17 protein-coding genes are annotated in these 21,838 nt (G+C 74.7%); 10 read left to right on the forward strand and 7 right to left on the reverse strand.

From position 1 onward, the window contains the following. Positions 1 to 175 precede the first annotated feature (175 nt). Positions 176 to 1,591: an aKG-HExxH-type peptide beta-hydroxylase gene (locus OG767_RS05840; RefSeq protein ID WP_405092486.1), complete on the reverse strand. Its 1,416-nt coding sequence runs from the start codon at positions 1,589 to 1,591 to the stop codon at positions 176 to 178. Positions 1,592 to 1,633: 42 nt separating this feature from the next. On the opposite strand from OG767_RS05840, the gene OG767_RS05845 reads away from it, so the two are divergent. Genes OG767_RS05845 through OG767_RS05860 form a run of 4 tightly spaced genes read left to right on the forward strand, consistent with a single transcriptional unit; the run spans position 1,634 to position 8,044 of the window. Next, on the forward strand, positions 1,634 to 1,972 hold the full coding sequence (locus OG767_RS05845) for a hypothetical protein (protein ID WP_405092487.1): 339 nt from the start codon (positions 1,634 to 1,636) through the stop codon (positions 1,970 to 1,972). After that, positions 1,969 to 5,805 carry an FxSxx-COOH system tetratricopeptide repeat protein gene (gene fxsT / locus OG767_RS05850; protein WP_405092488.1) on the forward strand — a complete coding sequence of 1,279 codons (3,837 nt, stop codon included), beginning with the start codon at positions 1,969 to 1,971 and terminating at the stop codon, positions 5,803 to 5,805. Before OG767_RS05845 ends, fxsT begins: the two co-directional genes overlap by 4 nt. After that, on the forward strand, positions 5,802 to 6,821 hold the full coding sequence (locus OG767_RS05855; RefSeq protein WP_405092489.1) for a hypothetical protein: 1,020 nt from the start codon (positions 5,802 to 5,804) through the stop codon (positions 6,819 to 6,821). The genes fxsT and OG767_RS05855 overlap by 4 nt, the downstream gene beginning before the upstream one ends. Further along, positions 6,818 to 8,044: a hypothetical protein gene (locus OG767_RS05860; protein ID WP_405092490.1), complete on the forward strand. Its 1,227-nt coding sequence runs from the start codon at positions 6,818 to 6,820 to the stop codon at positions 8,042 to 8,044. The genes OG767_RS05855 and OG767_RS05860 overlap by 4 nt, the downstream gene beginning before the upstream one ends. On the opposite strand, the gene OG767_RS05865 is transcribed toward OG767_RS05860, so the two are convergent. The 4 genes from OG767_RS05865 to OG767_RS05880 form a co-directional block, all read right to left on the reverse strand. Continuing rightward, complete coding sequence (locus OG767_RS05865) at positions 7,989 to 10,250, reverse strand: AAA family ATPase (protein ID WP_405092491.1); 2,262 nt, start codon at positions 10,248 to 10,250, stop codon at positions 7,989 to 7,991. The genes OG767_RS05860 and OG767_RS05865 overlap by 56 nt on opposite strands. Then, the gene (locus OG767_RS05870) at positions 10,250 to 11,173 is read right to left on the reverse strand and encodes a hypothetical protein (protein ID WP_405092492.1); all 924 of its coding nucleotides are present in this window, start codon (positions 11,171 to 11,173) and stop codon (positions 10,250 to 10,252) included. The genes OG767_RS05865 and OG767_RS05870 overlap by 1 nt, the downstream gene beginning before the upstream one ends. Then, positions 11,170 to 12,009 (reverse strand): hypothetical protein, encoded by an 840-nt coding sequence (locus OG767_RS05875; protein WP_405092493.1) that lies wholly within the window; start codon positions 12,007 to 12,009, stop codon positions 11,170 to 11,172. Before OG767_RS05875 ends, OG767_RS05870 begins: the two co-directional genes overlap by 4 nt. Positions 12,010 to 12,146: 137 nt before the next feature. Beyond that, positions 12,147 to 12,806 (reverse strand): hypothetical protein, encoded by a 660-nt coding sequence (locus OG767_RS05880; protein WP_405092494.1) that lies wholly within the window; start codon positions 12,804 to 12,806, stop codon positions 12,147 to 12,149. A gap of 23 nt (positions 12,807 to 12,829) precedes the next feature. On the opposite strand from OG767_RS05880, the gene OG767_RS05885 reads away from it, so the two are divergent. Next, complete coding sequence (locus tag OG767_RS05885) at positions 12,830 to 13,363, forward strand: acyl-CoA thioesterase (RefSeq protein ID WP_405092495.1); 534 nt, start codon at positions 12,830 to 12,832, stop codon at positions 13,361 to 13,363. 274 nt (positions 13,364 to 13,637) lie between these two features. After that, a complete protein-coding gene (locus tag OG767_RS05890) occupies positions 13,638 to 15,611 on the forward strand; it encodes an acetoacetate--CoA ligase (RefSeq protein ID WP_405092496.1) in 1,974 nt (657 codons plus the stop codon). A 98-nt stretch (positions 15,612 to 15,709) separates the two neighbouring features. On the opposite strand, the gene OG767_RS05895 is transcribed toward OG767_RS05890, so the two are convergent. Beyond that, positions 15,710 to 16,399 carry a TIGR03089 family protein gene (locus OG767_RS05895; protein ID WP_405092497.1) on the reverse strand — a complete coding sequence of 230 codons (690 nt, stop codon included), beginning with the start codon at positions 16,397 to 16,399 and terminating at the stop codon, positions 15,710 to 15,712. Positions 16,400 to 16,549: 150 nt separating this feature from the next. Here OG767_RS05895 and OG767_RS05900 point away from each other — a divergent pair, with 150 nt between their 5' ends. Continuing rightward, positions 16,550 to 17,695: a glycosyltransferase family 1 protein gene (locus OG767_RS05900; RefSeq protein ID WP_343443399.1), complete on the forward strand. Its 1,146-nt coding sequence runs from the start codon at positions 16,550 to 16,552 to the stop codon at positions 17,693 to 17,695. 63 nt (positions 17,696 to 17,758) lie between these two features. Beyond that, positions 17,759 to 18,850: a mannose-1-phosphate guanylyltransferase gene (locus tag OG767_RS05905; protein ID WP_405092498.1), complete on the forward strand. Its 1,092-nt coding sequence runs from the start codon at positions 17,759 to 17,761 to the stop codon at positions 18,848 to 18,850. 25 nt (positions 18,851 to 18,875) lie between these two features. Here OG767_RS05905 and OG767_RS05910 read toward each other — a convergent pair whose 3' ends face one another. Beyond that, positions 18,876 to 19,454, reverse strand: a complete 579-nt coding sequence (locus OG767_RS05910) for an NUDIX hydrolase (protein WP_405092499.1) — start codon at positions 19,452 to 19,454, stop codon at positions 18,876 to 18,878. A gap of 39 nt (positions 19,455 to 19,493) precedes the next feature. Here OG767_RS05910 and OG767_RS05915 point away from each other — a divergent pair, with 39 nt between their 5' ends. Together OG767_RS05915 and OG767_RS05920 are read left to right on the forward strand one after the other, a co-directional pair. Beyond that, on the forward strand, positions 19,494 to 20,534 hold the full coding sequence (locus tag OG767_RS05915; protein WP_405092500.1) for a hypothetical protein: 1,041 nt from the start codon (positions 19,494 to 19,496) through the stop codon (positions 20,532 to 20,534). Between the two features lie 278 nt (positions 20,535 to 20,812). Further along, complete coding sequence (locus OG767_RS05920; RefSeq protein ID WP_405092501.1) at positions 20,813 to 21,760, forward strand: ArsR/SmtB family transcription factor; 948 nt, start codon at positions 20,813 to 20,815, stop codon at positions 21,758 to 21,760. Positions 21,761 to 21,838 lie beyond the last annotated feature (78 nt).

Genomic DNA, 21,838 nt, shown 5'->3' on the forward strand with positions numbered 1-21,838 from the left:
GAGGTCGTTGCCGCCGACTCGTCGCGCTCAAACCGCCGTTGTTGCGGTTCGACGACATCGACGACATCGACGACGAGGAGACACCGAGACGCCTGAGGTGCCGGCGTGACCAAGCTCGGCCGGCCGGTACCTAAACGGTTGCGCGGGTGGGTGGCGACCGCTTCGCGCGCTGTCGTCAGCGGTTGTCGGTGGGGCTGTCGGGCCGGGCACCGTACCGCGGCGGGGCCGGGCGGGGCCGTCGCCGTCCGGCCCGACGCGCGACTGTCGGCCCGACCGGCCGGCCGGACCAGCCGTCGACCACGTCGTCGAGCTGGTCGACCAGCAGCCGTCCGTACCCGGTCAGCCCGTCGGCGGTCCGGAGCAGGTCGGCCACCTCCCGGCAGGCCCCCCGGAGCCGGGCGAACTCGGCGTGCGCCAGGTGGCGGCCGGTGGTCGTACCGAAGCGCCGTTCCCGACGCCAGAACTCGCCGACCGCGACGTGGGCGTAGAGGCCCTGCACGAGCGCCGGCAGCGGACGGGCGCCGGCCCGCCACGGCGCCGGGTGACGGGCCGGCTCCGCCGCCTCGACGAGCGGGAAGAGATGGTCCAGGGCGGCCAGCTTGTTGTGCGCCAGCTCGTGCACGAGGGCCGCGGCGATCGGGCCGGCCGCCCCGGGGCCGTCGGACAGGGCGACGCACCCCACCGCGGCGGGGAACGTGCCGCTGATCAGCGGGGCGGTCAGCTCGTCGGGTGTGCCCCCGCTGGTCACCGCCGCCCACGGCCGGCCGGCCGCGTCCCGGGCCAGCGGCATCACCATGGAGATCGCCTCGGTCAGCTCGGTGGCGGCCCGCCGGTGCCGGGTGGCCAGCAGCCGCCAGCCCGGGGACAGCCGGGCCGCCCAGCGGGCGGCCCGGACCGCGTCGACAGGTGCGACGGCGGCCGGGCGGGCCAGCGACCGGAGATCGTCCAGGTGCAGCCGGGGGCCGTGCCCGTCGGCCCGGAGCCGGGGCACCGGGTGCCAGGCCGGCGCCGGGCCGCCGCCCGCCGTACCGGTCGTCCGGGGGCACAGCCCCGGGCCGGTCACCGGCACGCCGTCGAGCGTCAGCGTGCGGCGCGCCCCGTCCACGGTCAGCTCCGCCAGCCCGGCCCCGCCGCCGGGGCCGCGGTGGACCCGGCCCAGGCCGGGCAGCGCCACCGTCACCGCGCCGGAGGGGCTTGTCGGGAAGCTGACACGGGTCCGCCCGCCGGCCCGCATCGCCGCCGCGGCCACCACCGCGCCCAGCGTCGCCGGGTCGTTGGCGGACCCCCGGTCGCCGTGCCCCAGAGCCCGCAGCGTGCCCGCCGCCCAGACGCTCACGGTGGGGTAGCCGAGCACCACGCGGGTGGGCCCGGGAGCCGACCGCCGCAGCTCGCCGAGGAGCTGCCAGGCGTCGTTGACCAGCGGCGCGTGCGGGTGTCCGAGGTCCGTGGCGAGCACCACTGCCGAGCGCAGCGCGAGCAGGTTCCGACTCACCGGCACCGCGAGCAACCGCCGGACCACCTCCCCGCCGCCACCGCCGCGGGCGAGCGCCCGGAACGTGCCGACGGGCATCTCGTACCGGCCCGTCCGCACGCGCGGCCTCCCCAGACCAGTCGGCGGCCCACCGCGACGACGGTGGACATCGATGAAGGCTACGATATGTTACTGCCGGAACGCTGGCTGTGCCGTGCGGAGTGGGGTGTCGATGGATCGAAGGTTGGGCCGGAGATGTCGGAACGGGTGAGCGGTGGCGACCGGCCACTGATATCCCAACTGCTCGATGTGGCGGAACTCGACCCGGCCGACCTCGACGCCATCCCGCGCCGGCAGTTGCACCGGTCCCTGCGGCGGCTGATCGACGAGAGCGGCGACCCGACCGCCGAGTTCCTCTGGTTCGGCAACCAGGCCGACAATCCGGGCGCGCGGCGGCGGTGGACGACGTCCGACACCGGGTCCGACGGGGGGACGGCATGACGATCGACGGGTTTCCGGACGCCCCGGCGCGCGGCGCGTCCGCGCCCCGGCCCGAGCCGGGCGCGACCGAGACCAGGGTGACCGCCTTCGTCGCCGCGGAGAGCCTGACCGGGCGCACCAACGTGACAAGCAACGTGGCCTGGCTGCTGGCGCGCGCCGGCCGCCGGGTGCTCGTGGTGGACGCCGGCCGGGGGGCGGTCCGGGTGCACGAGCACCTCAGCCCCTTCCACAGCGGGGAGTCGCCCCTCACCGACCACCTGCCGCGCGGGCTGACCGACCTGATGTTCGCGCTGCCCGGGTTCACCACCGGGCAGCCCACCCTGCGGCGCTACGCCGCCCCCGCCGGTCACCTCGACGTGGTGTGGGTGCCCGAGTCGGCGACCTGGCCGCCGGTGACCGAGATCGGCGGTGGGCTGGGCGGCACGATCCGCAGCGAGCTGCGCCGGCAGTTGCGGTTCATCGAGTACGACGACGTCCTGCTCGACCCCGCCGACTTCTCCGAGACGGTCGCCCAGTGGCTGGCCGTCCTCTGCGACGCGCTCGTCGTCTGCTTCCCCTACCGGGCGCCCCGGCTCGCCGACGCCGCCGCCGTGGCCCGCCAGGTGCACCGCGGCGCTCCCGCCGGGATCCGGATCATCGCCGCCACCACGCAGTCGGCCCCCGCCGACGCGGTGGCCGCCCGCCGGCACGCCGACGAGGTGGCGTCGAGCTTCCGCGGCGCCCTGGACGAGCCGGCGGTGGGCGTCGACTTCTGGCAGGTCGCCATCCCCGGTGGCCCGGAGGGCCAGCCGCTCGCTCCGCTGCTGGAGGAGTCCCCGCACCGCGCGTCGGTGCTGGCGGCGTACGGCCAGTTGCTGAGCCTGCTGACGCAGGGTGAGCTGGACCGGGCCGAGCCGGAGGCGGAGCCGGTCCGGGCGCGCTACCGGTTCGGGCTCAGCCGGCCGCTCGCCGAGAACGGCGGTGAGCTGTTCGTGGCCACCCCGGAACGACAGCGGCCGTGGGCCGACTGGCTGAGCGCCGAGCTGACCGAACTCGACATCCGGGTCCGGCCCTGGCGCCCACGCGGTCCGGCCCCCGACGGGCCGGCCACCGTGCTGGCGGTCGCCCCGGACCCCAGCGCGCAGCGGGCGGGCGGGCCCGGCGTCGAGGACGACGACGAGGCGTGGCTCGACGCGCTGACCGGGGAGGTGGCGGCACGGCCCGGCACGGAGCTGCTGGTGCTGCGTACCGTCCCGGCCGGTCCACCCCCGGCCGGTCGACCGGTGGACCTCTTCGACTGCGACGAGCCGGAGGCACGCCGACGCCTGCGCGCCGCGCTGGGCCTGGCCGCGCTCAAACCCTCGCCGCTGGACCGGCCCTGGCGGGTGGGCTTCCCGGGCCGGGACGACCAGTCCCGGAAGACGTTCGGCCTGCCCGACCGGCCGCGGCTGTTCGTCGGCCGGGACCGGGAGCTGAGCGAGCTGCGCGACGCGCTGCTGGCGAACCCGGGCGGCCAACCGGTGTGGGTACGCGGCCCGCTGGCCGCCGGCAAGAGCACGCTGGCCCGCGAGTACGTGGCCCGGTTCCACCGCGACTACCGCCTGGTCGTCTGGATCCCGGCGGGCAGCCGGCACGCGGTGCGTACCGCGCTGGCGGCGCTCGCCGACGCGCTCGGGGTCGAGCCGAGCGGCAACGCCGTCCACGAGATGCTCGCCGAGCTGCGGAAGCGCGGCGACCAGTGGCTGCTGGTCTACGACGGGGTCGGTGACCCGGCGGACCTGGTCGGGCTGCTGCCCTCCGGCCGCGGGCACGTCGTGGTCACCGGCGGCACCGGGGACCAGCCGGTCTACGGCCCCTCGGTGGCCGTCGACGGGCTGCGCCGCGACGACGCGACCGGGCTGCTCATCCGGCAGGTGCCGGGGTTGTCCGCGGCCCCGGCCGCCGCGGTCGTCGACGCGGTGGGCACGTTCCCGCTGGACCTGCGGCTGGCGTCGGGGCTGCTGGGCCAGGCCGGCATCCTGCTCGACAAGCGGGAGGCGGTCACCGGGTCGCGTGGCCCGGACGCGGCGGTGCCGGCCTTCCTGGAGGCGATCCGGCCCACCGGCGACGGGGCGTCCCCCACCCGACGGATCGTCCGGGTGGCGTTGCGGCTGATGGACGAGGAGTTCAGCGGCCGGGTCGCGGTGATGCTGACGGAGATGTACGCCTTCGCCGCGCCGATCGGCATGTCGCTCGCGCTGGTCCAGTCCCGGCGGATGCGCGGGCAGGTCGCCGCCGACCTGGCCGACGAGGACGCGACCCTGCTGCGCGCCGACGGGTGGGAGATGGACCGGGCCCTGGCGCTGGGGATGCGGTTCCGGCTGTTCGACGTCGCCTGGGGTCGCGACGGGGCGGTCCGGATGCACCCCGCCGTGCAGGCCACCGTGCTGGCCGACATGACCGCCGGGAAGCACGCCGCGCGCCGCAGGCGGTTCCTGCTCGCCCTGGCCGGGGCGGCGCCCCGGACCATCGCGGCGGCCTCCGCGCTGCGGCACGAGCTGCACCAGCACCTGCTCAGCTCCGGCGCACTGGACGCGGACGGCCCGGACGACGTCCGCCGGCTGGTGGTCGAGCAGCTCGAACACCTCATCGCCCGGGGCGAGGACGAGGCCGCCGAGGCGTACCGGCTCTGGCGGCCGGTGCTGGACCGCTGGCTGGCCGCGTACGGCTGGCAGGACCGGATCACGCTGCGGTTGGCGACCCGCCTCGCCGACGTCACCCGGACCCTGGGCCACAGCGACGAGTCGTTGACGCTGAGCCGGCAGGTGCTGCGGGAGAGCACTGTCCTGCTCGGTCACGACCATCCGCGGGTCCTCGTCACCCGCCGGGGTCTCGCCGGTGACCTGCGCGGGCTCGGCCGGTTCCGGCCGGCGCTCATCGAGGACCAGGCCACCTGGCGGGGCTTCCGGGACCAGTTCGGCAACTCCCACCCGGAGACGCTGGTCGCGGCGCACAACCTGGCCCAGTCGTACTACCTGGCCGGGCGCACCGACGAGGCGGTCCGGGTCGCCCGGGAGACGCTGGCCCGCCGCCGGCGGCTCTTCGCCGACGACCATCCCGACACCCTGGAACTCGCCAGCGACCTCGGTCGCTACCTGGGCGACCTGGGCGACCTCACCAGCGCGCGGAAGCTGCTCCAGGAGGCGTACCAGGAGCGGTTGCCGGCCGGCCGCAACGGCGAGGAGGACACGCTGCTGCTGCGGATCATCCGCCACCTGGCGGTCATCGCCCGCAGGCAGGAGGAACTCACCCGGGCCAAGGAACTGAACAGCCGCGCCTACCTGGCGTTGCGACGGCTGCTCAGCGAGGACAATCCGCGTACCCAGTCCTGTCGGCTCAGTCTCGCCGTCGACTACCACCTGGGCGGGGAGAGTGAACACGCGGTGCGGCTGGCGGACGAGAGCCTGGCCGGCTACCGGCGCGACCTCCCGCCCGAGCATCCGTTCACCCAGGTCTGCCTGAGCCTGCGCGGGGTGCTGCTGCGCGGCGTCGGCGACCTCGAGGAGGCGGTGTCCGCCGGCCGTCAGGCCGCCACCGGACTTGCGGCCACCCTCGGCGAGTCGCACCCGTGGACGCTCGGCGGTCAGGTCAACCTGGCCGGCAGCCTGGCGGCGGCGCAGCGGACCACCGAGGCGGAGCGGTTGCTGCGCGGTGTCCTCGACGAGGGCCGCCACTTCCTCGGGCTCCAACACCCGTACCTGCGCGCCACCCGGCGGCTCCTGGCCGCGTTGGTGACCGACGGCGAGATCAGCGGTGGCATCCCGTACGGCCCCGCGAAGCTCGACTTCGTCGACATGGAGGTCCCGGCGACATGAGCGCCCCCATTCCCGCCGACGAGGCGGCCCAGCCGCCCGGCGTCGACGGGCGGATCGACGTGATGCTCGCCGACCATGTCCGGGAGCGGCCGGCCATGGTGGACGCGTGCGAGCGGCTGATGCGGAGCCTGCCCGGGATGCTCCACCTCGCCCGGTACCGCACCGGGGTCTGCGACTTCGCCCTGGACGCCCCGGCGCCGGTGGCCGGCGCCCACGAGCTGGACGCCGACGAGCGGCAGCTCGTCGACCGGGACGTGGTGCACGCGATGACCACCCTGGGCGGGGTGTTGCGCCCGGCGCGCAGCGGCGACCTGATCCGGGTGGTGCTGCACACCGCGCGGGGCGCGCTCTTCGCCCTGCAACTGAGCCGGGAACAGCACCTCGTCGGCGTGGTCCGGGTGGAGGATCCGGCGGACGGGCCGCCGCCCCGGCAGCCGACGATCCGGGCCGCCGACATCGGCCTGTCCCGGCTGGCCAACGCGGAGCACACGGCCGCCGGCCAGCAGCCCACCAACTACGGCGGCTGGCTCACCCCGGCCAGCACCGCGTCCGGGACGCCCGGCCCGTCCGGTCCGGCCGCCGCCGAGGCCCGGCCCCGGACCTGGGTACGCGACGAGTCGTACGCCGGGTTGGCGGCCCGCTGCGCCGGGCAGGTCCACGCCGAGGGCCTGCACTACGTGGCGGTGTGCCGGCCGGGCCGGCTGGAGGCCTCCGCGGACGTGCTCGACGACCCACGGCTGGACGACTTCTTCGTGGACGCGTCCCCGGCGCGGCGGCGGGCCTTCTACGGCCACCTCGCCCAGCGGGTGGACGAGCTGCTGCGCGCCGTGGTGCGGTCCGCGCACCCGGCGATCGGTTCCCGGGTGCGCCGGCTGGTGCTCGACGTCGAGCTGGGCGCGTTCTACTGCTATCCGGTGGGGCTGGACCGCTACCTGCTCGCCGTCACGCTGGACCAGGACCGGGTGGTGGAGGGGGACGAGACGACGGCGGTGTTCGGCGCCGAGCTGGCCGGGTGAGCGCGCCGCCGGGCGGGGCGGGGCCGGCCCCCGCCGACCGCCGGGCCCGGGTGGTCGAGGCGGTGCTGCCCTCGCTGCGCCGCAGCGCCCTGTTCGTGCTGGTCGCCGCCGCCGGTTGGGCGGTGGCGGCCGGGCGGGGCTGGACCGACGTCCACCGGTCCGCCGGTTACCTGACGGTGGCCACCGCGCTGCTGGCGGTCGGCCTGTTCGCCAGCACCCACGGCATCGACCTCGCGGCGGCCCGGCGGAACCTGCGGCTGGTGCTGCTGGCGGTCACCGTCGGCGTGCTGGTCAAGGCGGCGCTGATCTCGGCGGTGATGTACCTCGCGTTCGGTCGGCCGGCGTTCCTGGTCCTCGGGGTGGCGGTCGCCCAGATCGACCCGTTGTCGTTCGCGGCGACCCGGCTGCGCTCCCGGATGTCCGGGCAGGCGCAGTCGATCCTGTCCGCGTGGGCGTCGTTCGACGACCCGGTCACCGTGCTGCTGACCGTGTACGCCGCCGCCTGGGTGGTCCCCGCGCTGCCCGGCGATCCGGCCGGCCCGACGGCGGCGGACCTGGGCGGGTTCACGCTCTCCCTGGCGCGGAACGCGCTGCTCGCCGCCGTGGCCGCGGTGGCCTGGTGGGGTACCCGGGCCCTGCACCGGTGGGCGGCCACCCGCACCCGGTGGGTCGGCCGGGCGGTGACCGTCGGTCAGCTCGTGGCCCTGCTCGGGCTCGCGGCGCTGGCGGTCACCCAGTTCCTGCTGCTCGGGCTCGCCGTGGCCGGGCTGTTCTACCGCCCGCCGATCGGGCCGGTGCTCGACCTGCTGACCCGCTGGGCGTTCCTGGCCGCCACGTTCGCGCTCGGGCTGGTGCTGGTCGGTGGCGTGGACCCGGTGCCGGGCGTGGTGCTGGGGCTGGCCGCCGTGGCGGCGCACGTGGTGGTGGCGTCCGTGATCTGTGCCCGGCTCCCCGCCGCCGACCGCCTCGACGTGCTGCTCGGCCAGCAGAACGGCATCACCGCCGTCGTCCTGGCGCTGGTGCTGGAACGGCAGTTCGTCGGCACGGTCGCCGTGGTGGCGCCGGCGATCCTCGTCGTCAACCTGGTGCACGCGTTGACGAACGGCCTGCGTGAGGCGTCCGGCCGGGGTGGTCCGGGGCCGGCCCCGGCCGGGTCGGCGTCGGCGGTCAGGCCGCGTCGTCGGTCAGGGCGGTCACCAGCTCCCGACGTACCCGCGCACTGAAGTCGGTCAGCACGTCGCTCGCCGTCTCCGACCGGCGGACGTCGTCGTCCACGAGGTCGCGCGCGCCGCGGAGCTGCCGCACGGGCAGGTATTCGTGCACGGCGTCGAAGATCTGGCACATCTCGTTCAGCCGGTCCCACTGGAAGGGGGCGGGACCGCCGGGGCGCTGGCGGGCCGCACGGTACCACTCCGCCACGGCCAGCCCGAACGCCTCGACGAGCGCGTTCAGCAGCGCGGCTACGCCGACCGCCGACTGGACCTCCGGGGTCCGGACCCGGGCCCGGACCGCCTGCCGCGCGCCCCGGCCGCCCTCGTCCTCGACGAACGCCCGCCGGAACAGCACGCCGACCGGCGTCCGCAGGTCCACCACGGCGAAGGCGCGGTCGAACAGCTCGGTCACCGACGTCGGCAGGTCGGCGAGGTCGTCGCCGTTGCGTCGGTCGCCGGGCGGGACCGGCCAGCGTTGCAGCTCGCGCAGTTCCCGGCGGATCGCCGCCAGGTGCTCGTCGTTCTGGGCCCGCAGGTCGCTGAGCGAACCGTTGAGCAGGCCGAGCAGGTGCTGGGTGGCCGACTGGCGGCGGTCCAGCCGGGCCATGTGCGGCGCCAACGGCACCAGCGGCCCGTCGGCCGGGTAACGCTCCTCGATCCGCCCGGTCATCGACGTCACCTCGGCGGCGAGCTGGTCGGCGAACGACCGGGGGCGGTAGAGCAGCGGCTCCCGGCCGACGGCCTCGCGGATCCGGGGGAGGAAGCGCTCGGGCACCGGCTCCAGCACGACGAGCAGCAGTTCGCAGTCGCGGTACGCGTGGCTGATCCGGGCCCGGGTCTCCACCCGGGCGGCGTCGCTCTCCTCCAGCAGCGGACCGGAGACCAGGATGCCGCAGCCGGCGTCGTCCCGACCGGCCGGGATCCAGTAGTCGATGCGGCTGTCCGGGTCGTCGATGGGGAAGTAGTCCGGCTGGGAGTTCTCGTGGCCGGTGCTCACCAGCACCCGCCGGATCTCGGCCAGGATGTTCTGCGCGCCGACGCCCCCGTACAGCTCCCGGGCGGCCTCCCGGACCATGCCGGAGGTGACCTGGCCGCCCTGGTCGCGGGCCCGGCGCCAGAGCCGGTGACAGAGCGAGATGATGCCCCGGGGGACGCCGTTGGCCAGCTCGACGAGCTGCCCGACGGTCGCCTCGCTGAACGGCTCCAGCCGGCCCCGCTGCCGCCGCAGCACGTAGTCGAGCACGTCGGCCGCGCTGAGCGGGGTCATCGTGATCTGCTCGCCGCTGCGGTCCCGCACGTCGCGCCGCAGCGTGCTGAGCAGGTCGGGCAGCCCGGCGAGCAGGAGGAACGTGTTGGAGGCGGCGAAGACCCGCAGCATCTCCTTGAACGCGTCGAGGGCTTCGTCCTCCCGCCGGCCGGCGGCGGTGAGCAGTTGGTCCAACTCGTCGATGACCAGGACGAACGGGTTCGGGCCGTAGCCGATCAGCAGCGCGAAGACGCCCATCGCCTGGAGCGCGGTGGCCTCGCTGCCGGTGAGCGTGCCGGTGATCCCCCGCTCGCGGAGCACGTCGGCCGGCGGCCGACCGGCGATCCACTCCCAGACCGGGTCCTCGAACCCGCCGCGCAGCAGCAGCGTCAGCGCGCGGGCGAACTCGGCGTTCTCGGTGACCTTCCGCAGCCGGTCGCGCAACTGCCCGAGCAGTTGGCTCTCCATCATGTTGAACGTGTCCACCACGGCGACCGGGTCCAGGGCGCCGGCGAGCAGTTGCTCGGCCAGGGGTTCGGTGACCCGGGACCGGCGCAGCTCGACGGCGAGGATGTCGGCGTACAGGCCGCGGACGCGCCGGTGCACCACCTCCCGGCGGTCGGCGAGCTTGTCGGCGAAGGTGCGGTACAGCGAGACGAACGTGTCCGGCGGGGCGGTCAGGTAGATCGACTGGAGGTCGCCGTCGAGACGCTCGGTGGCGTGTCGGACCAGGTAGGACGCCAGGTGGGTCTTGCCGGTGCCGTAGTCGCCCACCACGGCGACCACCCGACCGGCCGGCGTCTGCGGAGCGTCGTGCAGCGCGTCGAGGTAGCCGTTCATCGCGTCGGTGGCCCGGCGGACCGCCGCGGTGGGAATGGTGTAGACGGTCGACCCGGTGTCGGCGACCTGCGCCACGGCGCTCGACGGATAGGGGTTCGCCTCGCCGATCGGGGCCGGGTCGTACGCGTCCATCAAGGCTGCTCCCTGAGGCGGCGGGCTTCTCTCATGAAGTGTCGGGCCAGATCCTGCCAGGTCACCTGGTTGGGTCGCTCATCTTGCACACGTAGTGTCTCGTAAACGCCGAAGAGTAACCATTGCATCTCGCGGATCGTTGCCAATCTGCCGTCGTCTATGTACTCCTCCAGTGCGGTATCCGCCAGCGGAGGCAGCAGCCCGGGTTTCAGCCGGCCGAGCCGGTCGGCGGCGAAACGGGCCGCGTGCCGGTGGTCGAAGCCGTCGACCTCCAGGTGGACGGTGTTGCGACCCAGCACGTCCCGGTCCCGGCGATCCAGTGCGCTGGTGGTCTCGGCGAAGAAGACCATCCGCCGGGGCGCCCGCGCGGCGTAGTAGTGCAGCTCCTCGATCAGCTCCACCGGCGGCAGCAGCACGATCAGCGCCTGGTCGGTGTCCAGGCAGCCGGGCAGGTTGCGGTACGCGTCGTCGGGCCGGTCGCGCATCTCGTACGCCAGGTTGTGGCGCAGCAGTTGCAGCTCGTTCAGCTTGTCGAGCAACGCCCGGCAGGTGTGCTCCCGCCGGGTGGGGATCGGGTCGTTCTCGTGGGCCTCCTGGCGCAGGTTGACCACCTCCGCCCGCAGCCCGTCCCGGCCGAGCCGATCGCGCAGCCAGTGCGCGCAGCGGTTCACCAGCGCGGTCTTCCCGCACCCCCGCTCGCCCCGGACCAGCACCAGCCGCCCCTCGTGGTGCAGGTGGGCGACGTCGGCGAACCGTCCCTGACACTGCTCGAAGGACCCCTCGGTGTTGTCCACCGGGACGTAGTAGTTGACGTGTTCGGCGTACCAGAGCGGGTTGAGCGGGTCGGTGCTGCCCAACCTGGGCACCGCGAACGGGTTCGGCGGATGACCCGGCGGCGGCGCGTCGGGCGGCTGGGGGTTCACCGTACGCCCGCCGGGGTGCGGCCCGGGACCAGCCCGGGATTCTCCACCGCCTGGGCCACCTGCTCCACCTGCGCCTCCAGCCGGCTCAGCTCCGTGCGTTGCCCGCGCACCCACTCGGCGCGCCGGGGATCGTCCGCCGTGCCACCGCGCGGCACGTCGTGCAGCGGGCCCGCGGACGCGTCGAGCGCGTCACCCAGCCGGCGGGCCAGCCGCCAACGCGGATGCGCGCCGGTCACCGTGTGCAGTCGGCTGGCCAGCTCCCGGCGCCGGGCCCGGAGGTCGTCCACCCCGGGGAACGGGCCCGGGGTGACCCGTTCCACGTGCGACAGCAGGGACTCGACGGCCAGCGCGTACTCCCGGGTCGCCGCGCGCAGCGCGTCCGCCTCCGTCCGCCGGGTGCCGGCGGTGGCCGACCGGCGGCTGAACCAGCCGGCCAGCGCGGCGCTGGCGGCGGCCAGCAGGATCGACGGGAGGAGGGTGGCCCAGGGCGACGGCGGCGGCGTGCCGGCGCCGGCCCGGTCCAACCGGGCGGCGGCCGTCAGCGCCCGGCAGGTGCGGTCGAAGTCGGCCCGCCGGTCGGCCTGCCACTGCTCCGGGCTGCCCTGGCGGCCGGACCAGCTCAGTTGCCCCTCGGTCGGGCCGGGGGTGGCGAGGCCGAGCGCGCGGGCGGCGTCCACCAGGCCCGGACGGTGGGCCGCCGACAGGCACCAGACCCGGGTGGCGTCGTCGACCGGGGGATCACCCCGGGTGGCCAGGCGGACGCCGAAGACCAGGAGCGCCGACGCCAGGACCACGGTGGCCACGCCGACGGCCCGTCGCGTCCTGACGGAAGGCATCGGCATAACGGCTGACTGTAGTGACAGTCACTCGTTCGTGGGTACCGCGGTCGGGGTCCGAGATCCGACTCGGCAGATGCGTCGCCGGCCCCCGGAGGGGGTGGGCCGACCGGGGACCGGCGGCCCACCCGGGGTGGTCAGCGGAGGTCGTCGGGGCTGTCCGGGCGGGTGCCGGCGCGCGGCGGCGCCGACCAGGGCGACTCGCCGCCGGTGCGGCGGGGCAGGGGTTCGGTGGGGGATTCGGGATAGGCCAGGGTGAGCGGGGCGGTGTCCGGGTCCTTCGCCGGGCCCGGCGTGGACCAGCCGGTGAGCGCGGGCTCGGGCTCGGCCGGAGCGCCGGCCGGGGTCAGCTCCGCCCCGGCTCCCTCCGGCGCGGGCCGGCGACGCCAGCGTCCACCGCTGAACACGGCCATCAGCAGCAGCAGGCCGATGAGGAACAGCGTGCCGTTGTCCAGCGGCTGGCGCAGCGGCAGCGGGTCGCCGAGCAGCTTCAGGTCGCCGGGGATCCGGTCCCGCACGGTGAAGGGCGCGACGAACAGCCCCACGTACGGGGCCGCGAGCAGCAGCCCCGCCACCAGCGGGCCGAGCGGCGAGAAACGCAGCGTGCCGAGCAGGCCGAGCAGGATGCCGGCGACGCCCAGGTAGACGGCCGGTTCGATCAGGTTGGGGGTGCTGTACGTACCGATCTCCACCCAGCGGTTGACGGTCCGCCCAGATCCGTCCTGACCGAGGGTGACGAGCACCCAGGTGACGGGTGCCACCACCAACCCGGCGAGGAAGCTCCAGAGATGTCGCATCCGCGCACCGTACCGTTTTCGGCATGACAGATCATCCTGCGGTCCCGTCGGGTAAGCCGACCTCGTACTCCCGCGTCACGCTGAGTCGCATCATGACCGCCGTCGATGTCAATCTGTACGGGACCGTGCACGGTGGGGTACTGATGAAGTTCGTCGACGACGTGGCCGGCGCGGCGGCGGCCCGGCACAGCGGCGGCACCGCGGTCACCGCCTCCATCGACGAGATCGTCTTCTCCGAGCCGGTCCGGGTGGGTGACCTCGTGCACGCCCACGCCCAGGTCAACTGGACCGGCAGCACCTCGATGGAGGTGGGGGTGCGGGTGGTCGCCGAGCGCTGGGACTCGGCCGAGGACGAGCCGGTCCGGGTCGCCACCGCGTACCTGGTCTTCGTGGGTGTGGACGTCGGCGGCGCGCCCCGCCCGGTCCGTCCCGTGCTGCCCGAGACGCCGGAGGACGAACGCCGCTTCCGGGAGGCGGAGATCCGGCGCGCCCACCGCCTGGCCCGCCGTCGCGCCATCCAAGCCCACCGCGCGGTGAAAGGAGGGGCCCCCTCTTAACGCTTCCGGTAGAGATACGCGCCCCGCTTGACAGCCGGGCTCGCGCTGACGTCGCCGCGCCGAGGAAAGGTGTTAAGAGGGGGCCCTTCCTATGCAGAATCCGTTAACAAGGGGCCCCTCCTTGCGCGGGGCCCACATGGGAGGGGGACGGGGGGTGTGGGGTGGGCACGCCCCGTAGCCGGCACCGGGTGCGGAGAATGGCGGTACGAGGTAGGGCAAGATGGCGCCACGGCCCATGCACAGTGTCGTGCCGGGCCCCAGGGGAGGGTGGAACGTGTCTGACGTGCTGTGGACGCCCCCGGCCGACGTGCGCGAGCGGTCCCGGATCGGTGACTACCTGCGCTGGCTGGCCGAGCACCGCGGGCTGGAGTTCGCCGACTACGACGCGCTGTGGCAGTGGTCGGTGACCGAGCTGACCGGGTTCTGGTCCTCGATCTGGGACTACTTCGGCGTCGTCGCGCACACCCCGCCGACCGCCACGCTCGCCGAGCGGGCCATGCCCGGCGCCCGTTGGTTCCCCGGCGCGACGCTCAACTACGCGGAGAACGTGCTGCGCATGCCGGGGCTCGGCGACGACGACCCGGCGGTCATCGCGCACGGGCAGACCCGCGCCCCGGAGACGCTCACCGCGGCGCAGTTGCGCGAGCGGGTCCGCCGGGTGGCCGCCGGCCTGCGCCGGCTCGGCGTCGGCCCCGGCGACCGGGTGGCCGCGTACGCGCCGAACATCCCGGAGACGTACGTCCTGCTGCTCGCCACGGCCAGCCTGGGCGCGATCTTCTCCTCCTGCGCGCCGGAGTTCGGCACCCGCAGCGTCACCGACCGCTGGCAGCAGATCGAGCCCACGGTGCTGGTCGCGGTGGACGGCTACCGGTACGGCGACAAGCCGATCGACAGGCGTGCCGAGGTGGCCGCGATCCGGGCCGCGCTGCCGTCGTTGCGGCACACCGTCGCCATCGGGTACCTCGATCCGGCCGGCCCGGCCCCGGACGGCGCGGTCACCTGGGCGGAGCTGGCGGCGGAGACCGACGAGCCGCTGTCCTTCACCCCGGTCGCCTTCGACCACCCGCTGTACGTGCTGTACTCCTCCGGCACCACCGGCCTGCCGAAGCCGATCGTGCACGGCCACGGCGGCATCCTGCTGGAACACCTGAAGATGCTGGCGCTGCACCACGACCTGGGCCCGGCCGACCGGTTCTTCTGGTTCACCACCACCGGCTGGATGATGTGGAACTTCCTGGTCTCTGGGCCGGCGGTGGGCGCGGCGATCGTGTTGTTCGACGGCAATCCGGGCCATCCGGACCTGGGCGCGCTGTGGCGGCTGGCGGCGGAGACCGGCACCACCTACTTCGGCACCTCGGCCCCGTTCCTGCTGGCCTCCCGCAAGGCCGGGCTGGTGCCGCGGGAGATCGCCGACCTGTCCGCGCTGCGCGGCCTCGGCTCGACCGGCGCGCCGCTGCCCGCCGAGGGCTTCACCTGGGTGTACGAGAACGTCAGCGACCGCCTCCAGCTCCAGTCGCTCTCCGGCGGCACGGACGTCTGCACCGGGTTCGTCGGCGGCGTGCCGCTGCTGCCGGTGCACGCCGGTGAGATCGCCTGCCGGGCGCTCGGCGCGAAGGTGGAGGCCCGCTCCGCCGACGGGTCGGCGGTGGTCGGCCAGCTCGGCGAGCTGGTGATCACCGAGCCGATGCCGAGCATGCCGGTCGGGTTCTGGAACGACCCGGACGGCGCCCGCTACCGGGAGGCGTACTTCGAGGTCTATCCGGGGGTGTGGCGGCACGGCGACTGGATCACGGTGAACGAGCGCGGCGGCTGCGTCATCACCGGCCGCTCGGACGCCACGCTGAACCGGGGCGGCGTGCGCCTGGGCACGGCCGAGTTCTACTCCGTGGTGGAGGGGCTCGACGAGGTGGTCGACTCGGTGGTGGTGCACCTGGAGGACGACGAGGGCGGCGCGGGGGAGCTGCTGCTGTTCGTGGTGCTCGCGGACGGCCTGGAGCTGGACGACGCGATGCGGAAGAAGATCTGCCGTGAGCTGCGGACCGCGCTGTCGCCCCGGCACGTGCCGGACGAGATCCACCAGGTCAAGGCCGTCCCGCGCACGTTGAGCGCGAAGAAGCTGGAGGTCCCGGTCAAGAAGATCCTCACCGGCACCCCGGTCGACGCGGCGGCGGCCAAGGGCGCCCTGGTCAACCCCGAGTCCCTCAACGCGTTCGCCGCCCTGGCCCAACGCCGCGCCACCCCCGCCTGACCCCCAACCCGGCGATCTTGCACTTGCTGCCCCGGTAAAAGGGGTGGATCGCCCGGAAAAGGGGCCGCAACTGCAAGATCGCGGGGAGGCGGGTGGGGTCAGGTGAGGGTGTGGGTGGTTCGTTCCGTCTCGGCGCGGGCGGGCAGGTGGGTCGGGGTGGGGTGGGCGCAGGCGACCACCGTGGCGCGGGCGGTCAGCGGGGCCAGCAGCCAGTCGACCGGGTCGGGATGCCGGGTCACGTCGACCAGCAGGCGGTCGCCGGGGGCGAGGCCCAGCTCCGTGGCGCGGGCCTCCGCGCGGGCCAGCAACGCCGCGTCCCCCGCCCCACCCGAGGGGTACGCGGTGAAGTGGTCGCCGTGCCCGCGTACCGCCGACACGAAGTCGGTGCAGCCGGCCGGCACCTGCCGCATCGGCAGCGCGAACGGGTCCAGCGCCAGCGCGTAACGCTCGCCGGCCGACCAGCGGGCCGCCTCGTCGACCCGGTCGACGGCGGTGAACAGCACCTCCACCGGGCCCGGCGCGTCGACCACGGTCAACGCCGCCGACCAGCAGCCGAGCAGCACCGCGGCGGTCTGCCAGTGCGGCGGCAGCAACACGCCGGCCATCTCGTCCGGTGCGGTGCCGACCTCGTCCACGAGCAGGTTGGCGGTCTTGGCCACCCAGTTCGCCAGCGTCGCGCCGGAAAGCTCGGTGCGCTCGCCGGTGGCATCGTCGTACCAGGTCAGCAGCGGTCGGGTGGGGTCGGATGCGATCGCGTCGGCGAAGACCCGGGCAATGTTGTCGGCCATCGGAGCGAACGATACGCGCCCGGACCGCGTACTCGATGACGACGACAAGTCGGCGTACCGTCGGGTCGCAGTCAGCGTCGGACGGCCCGCGCGGCGTAGGCTTGCCGACAGTGTTCTTCCCCACAACCGCGCCATCTGAGGAGTCGCCCCGTGACCGCCGGTCGCCCGCCCCGCGTTCTCATCGACGCCACGAGTGTCCCCGCCGATCGCGGCGGCGTCGGTCGATACGTCGACGGCCTGCTCGGCGCGCTCGGCCGGGTCTGCGGCGACGGCGTCGACCTGGCGGTGGTGAGTCTCCGCACCGACCTGGAGCGCTACACCCGGATGCTGCCCGGGGCCGAGATCGTCCCGGCGCCGGCGGCGGTGGCGCACCGGCCGGCGCGGCTCGCCTGGGAGCAGACCGGCCTGCCGCTGCTGGCCCAGCAGGTCGGCGCGGAGGTGCTGCACTCGCCGTTCTACACCTGTCCGCTTCGGGCCGGGTGTCCGGTGACGGTCACCGTGCACGACGCGACGTTCTTCACCGAGCCGGAGCACTACGACAAGTCGCGCCGGACGTTCTTCCGCAGCGCGATCAAGACCTCGCTGCGTCGCGCCGCCCGGGTGATCGTGCCGAGCAAGGCCACCCGGGACGAGCTGATCCGGCTGCTGGACGCCGACCCGACCCGCATCGACGTCGCCTACCACGGTGTCGACCAGGCCGCCTTCCACGCGCCGGGCGACGAGGAGAAGGCCCGGGTCCGGGCCCGGCTGGGGCTGGGGGACAACAGCTACATCGCGTTCCTCGGCGCCAAGGAGCCGCGCAAGAACGTGCCCAACCTGATCCGCGGTTGGGCCCGGGCGGTGGCCGACCGGCCGAACCCGCCGGTGCTGGTGGTGGCCGGCGGCCAGGGGCACGACGACGACATCGACCGCGCGGTCGCCGAGGTCCCGTCGCACCTGCGACTGCTGCGCCCCGGCTACCTGCGCTACGCCGACCTGCCGGGCTTCCTCGGCGGCGCGCTGGTCGCCGCCTACCCGTCCTACGGCGAGGGCTTCGGGCTGCCGATCCTGGAGGCGATGGCGTGCGCCGCGCCGGTGCTCACCACGCCGCGGCTCTCCCTGCCCGAGGTGGGCGGCGACGCGGTGGCCTACACCAGCGAGGACCCGGATCAGATCGCCGCCGACCTGGGCGCCCTGCTTGACGACGAGCAGCGGCGGCTGTCGCTGGCCAAGGCCGGCTTCGACCGGGCCAAGGAGTTCACCTGGGAGTCCAGCGCCGAGGTGCACATCGCCGCCTGGCGTCGGGCCCGCTCCTGACCGGCGGGCGGCGCGCCGCCTCATCCGCCGTGGCGGCTCGCCCGCTTCGGGCATGATGTGCTGATGTTCTACGCCGTCATCCCGGCGGGCGGCAGCGGCACAAGGTTGTGGCCGCTGTCCCGCGCCGGCCATCCCAAGTTCCTCCACCCGCTGACCGGCACCTCCGCCTCGCTGTTGCAGGCCACGGTGAACCGGTTGGGGCCGCTGACCACACCGGAACGCACACTGGTGGTCACCGGGGCCGCGCACGCCGCGGCGGTGGCCCGGCAACTGGCTGGCCTGCCGGAGGAGAACATCCTGGTCGAGCCGTCGCCACGGGACTCCTGCGCGGCCATCGCGCTGGCCGCCGCGGTGATCGCCGACCGCGCCCCGGACGCGGTGATGGGCGCGTTCGCCGCCGACCACCTGATCGCCGACCCGGCCGGCTGGGCCGAGGTGGTGCGACAGGCGATCCGCGGGGCCGAGCAGGGGCTGCTGATGACGGTGGGCATCACCCCGACCCGCCCGGAGACCGGCTACGGCTATCTGGAGACCGGTGATCCGGTCGGCGCCGGGCCGCTGCGGCCGGTGCACGAGTTCAAGGAGAAGCCTGCGGCCGAGGTGGCTGAGGGCTACCTCCGTTCCGGCCGGCACCTCTGGAACGCCGGCATGTTCGTCTGGCGGGTGGACGTCTTCCTGGCCGAGCTGGCCCGCCAGCAGCCGGCGCTGCACGCCGGGATCACCGCGATCGCGGCGGCCTGGGGCAGCCCCGAGCAGGACGACGTGCTCGGCACGGTCTGGCCGACGCTGCCGAAGATCTCGGTCGACTACGCGGTGATGGAGGGCGCGGCGACCGCCGGCCGGGTGGCGACCGTGCCCGGCGACTTCGGCTGGAACGACGTCGGCGACTTCCACACGCTCAGCGAGGTGCTGCCGACCGACGCCGCCGGCAACGTGGTGCTCGGCGGCGACGCGAAGCCGGGGGTGCTGCTGCACGACACCACCGGCACCGTGGTGGTGCCGCACTCCGGCCGCCTGGTCGCCACCGTCGGCGTGCGTGACCTGATCGTGGTGGACACCCCGGACGCGCTGCTGGTCTGCCCCCGGGACCGGGCACAGGACGTGAAGAAGATCGTCGACCAGCTCAAGGAGCGCGGCGAGGAGGGCCTGGTCTGAGCCGCCGCGCCGCCGGCCCGTCCCGTCACCCGGTGGCGCGACGGGCCAGCGCCGCGAGCGCCGGCGCCACCAGTTGGGCGGTCCCGCCGGCCAGCGGTTCCGGCAGCCGGTCCGGCGGGAACCAGCCCAACGCCTCGGACTCGTCGCTGACCCGTTCGACCGCGCCGGCCGGGGCGAACACCGCGTACCGGACGTCGTAGTGCAGGGAGCCGCCCTGGCAGGCGACCTGGTGGACGTCCACGTCGATCGGTTCCGGGGCCAGGGTCAGGCCGGCGATCCCGGACTCCTCGGTCGCCTCGCGCAGCGCCGCCGCCGCCAGCGTCCGGTCGCCGGGCTCGCAGTGCCCGCCGAGCTGCACCCACTTGCGGAACCTGCCGTGCAGGCAGAGCAGCACCCGACCGCCGGTCGGGTCGAGGACCAACGCGCTGGCGGTGACGTGCCCGGGCCGGTGCGCGCGGCTCATCGCCACCGGCCCGGCGGCCAGCAGCGCCAGCGTCCGGTCCCGGTTGGCGGCGGCGGCCGGGCTGGTCGCCGTCCAGCGGCTCAGCGTCGTCGTGGCGTCGGCGTGCAGATCGGCGTACGCGGTGTGATCGGTGTCGGGCACCCGGACACTGTACGAGCGCGGCCTCCGTACCCTGACCCGGTGACCCTTCGACTCGTCGAGTTCCTGGTGGCCGGCAACGAGGCCAGCGACCTGCTGCCGGTCCGTTCGCCGACGCTGCTGCGGGCGTACGGCGCGCGGCGCGGCTTCTGGACCGTGCTGGACGAGGGGCCGGTCGAGCAGTGCCTGGCGTTGCTGCTGGAACGCGACGACGGTGAGTGGGTGGCGCACCACGTGCCCGCCGACGCGGGCCCGGAGAACGGTCGCACCGAGGACGGCGAAGCGCTCGCCCACCACGACGGCTGGGTCTACGTCTTCGGCTCGCACTTCGGGTCGAAGGCCGGGCCGTTGCGGCCCCGGCGCGCGTTCGTGGCCCGGTTCCGGGAGGACGACGCGGTGCCCGGTCCGCTCGCCGTGCACGTGGTGCGCAACCGGTTCCGGCTGCACCGGGCGATCAACGACGCGCTCGTCGCCGCGCCGCTGGCCACGCTGCCGCCGGGCGAGCGGGTCCGGCAGCGGTTCGTGACGGAGACCGTCGCGCGCGGCACCGCCCGGGCCAAGGGCTGGGTGAGCCGGCTGGCCGAGGACGACCTGCCGCTGAACGTGGAGGCGGCGGCGTTCACGCCGGCCGGGACGGCGCTGCTCGGGCTGCGTTTCCCGGTGACCGCCGCCGGTGAGCCGATCTACGTGGAGCTGGCCGGGGTGGCGGGGATGTTCGACCGGGCCGCGCCGAGCTGGCCCCGGGCGCTCGGGGCGTACGCGCTGACCGGGGTGACGCCGGCCGGCGCGCTGGCCGGCTTCCGCGCGATCACGCCGACCGACGACGGCGGCTACGCGGCGGTGATCGGGTCGATCGACGCGCTGGGCAAGGGTTCGGTGCTGCTCGACGACCACCCGCACGGCGGGAAGGTGACGTCCCGCCACGTGCGGTTCCGCCACGCCGCCGCGGACGACGCCCGGGTGGGCGCGGAGCTGGTGGCGGAGCTGGCCCCGTTCCATCACGTGGAAGGGCTGGCGGAGGAGGCGGGGCGCTGCTATTACGTGACCGATGAGGACCACCGGGTGGCGCTCTGGATCGGATGAGCGAGGGCCGGACGGCACCCCTGCGGAACGAATCCGCAGACCCTCGTGGTGCCGTCCGGCCACGCCCCTCAGCCGGCGCCCGGGTCGACAGTGCGCCCCGGCGTCGGCGGGCAAGGAAGAGTCTGCCGAACCGGCCGCCCTACCGTCGAGGTCTTTCACGTCACGCTTAAAGATGGAGATTACTGCCGGCGGGTAAAGTGCCAGGGGTGGCGGGCACCTCCGCCGTCCACCCGGGAGCGCTCTCCATGCTGAAGATTATTTTCTCGAGTGAGGACATCTTGCGGACCCGGGTCGCCCCGGCCGCGGACCCGCTCTGGGAGTTGGTCCTCAGCCTGCACCTGCTCCAGGGGCGCGGCCGTGACCCCATGATGACCACCTGGCGGCGCGCCGTCGCGCAGGGGCTGCGGGGCGACAACAGCGCCGAGCGTTACCGGTTGCTCCTCGCGCTCAACCCACCGCGTGGCTACTTCCCCGACTTCCTCACGCCGTCCGCCAGCAAGGACGGCATCGAGGCGGGGTTGGAGGCGGTCCGCGGCACCCCGCGCGGCATGCTGCGCCGCGACCTGACCGTGCTCGCCGCGGAAACCCCGCTGCCGTCCTCGGCGACCGCGCTCGTCCGGGGCGAACCCGAGGTGTTGCAGAACCTCACCGACACCATGGCGCGCTACCAGTCCCTGGCCGTCACGCCCTACTGGGCCCGGGTCCAGGCCGCCGTCGAGGCGGACCGGGCCCGCCGTGCCCGAGCCATGCTCGACGGTGGCGCCGAGGGGTTGCTCGCCAGCCTGCGACCCGCCATGCGGTGGGGCGGCGGGGTGCTCGAGGTGCTCGACTACCCGGACAGCCGGGAGCTGCACCTGGACGGCCGAGGGCTGCTGCTCGTCCCGTCGTTCTTCTGTTCCCGCACCCCGGTGACGCTTGTCGATCCGACGTTGCCCCCGGTGCTGGTCTACCCGGTCGACCGGCTCGGCGGCCTCACGCCCGGCCTCGGCGCCGGGCAGAGCGAGGCGCTCGCCGCGCTGCTCGGCCGCACCCGCGCGGCGGTGCTCCAGGTCGCCGACGAGGGCTGCACCACCGGCGAGATGGCCCGGCGGCTGCGCATCTCCGCCGCCGCGGCCAGTCAGCACACCACCGTGCTGCGCAACGCCGGGTTGCTGGTCAGCCACCGGGACCGCAACACCGTGCTGCACACGCTGACCCCGCTGGGCCGTGCCGTCCTCGACGCCTGACCGCGCGCCGTCCACGGTGGCTCAAGCGTGCCGTCCACTGTGCCTGAGCGCGCCGTCCTCGCTACCTGAGCGCGCCGT

This window comes from Micromonospora sp. NBC_01392, from assembly GCF_045040125.1.
GTDB lineage: Bacteria > Actinomycetota > Actinomycetes > Mycobacteriales > Micromonosporaceae > Micromonospora.

Coding starts and splice junctions, on each gene's coding strand:
- OG767_RS05865 (WP_405092491.1), bottom strand. CDS start 10,250: ATGGACGCGTACGACCCGGCCCCGATCGGCGAGGCGAACCCCTATCCG.
- OG767_RS05895 (WP_405092497.1), bottom strand. CDS start 16,399: ATGGCCGACAACATTGCCCGGGTCTTCGCCGACGCGATCGCATCCGAC.
- OG767_RS05875 (WP_405092493.1), bottom strand. CDS start 12,009: ATGCCTTCCGTCAGGACGCGACGGGCCGTCGGCGTGGCCACCGTGGTC.
- OG767_RS05880 (WP_405092494.1), bottom strand. CDS start 12,806: ATGCGACATCTCTGGAGCTTCCTCGCCGGGTTGGTGGTGGCACCCGTC.
- fxsT (WP_405092488.1), top strand. CDS start 1,969: ATGACGATCGACGGGTTTCCGGACGCCCCGGCGCGCGGCGCGTCCGCG.
- OG767_RS05855 (WP_405092489.1), top strand. CDS start 5,802: ATGAGCGCCCCCATTCCCGCCGACGAGGCGGCCCAGCCGCCCGGCGTC.
- OG767_RS05885 (WP_405092495.1), top strand. CDS start 12,830: ATGACAGATCATCCTGCGGTCCCGTCGGGTAAGCCGACCTCGTACTCC.
- OG767_RS05905 (WP_405092498.1), top strand. CDS start 17,759: ATGTTCTACGCCGTCATCCCGGCGGGCGGCAGCGGCACAAGGTTGTGG.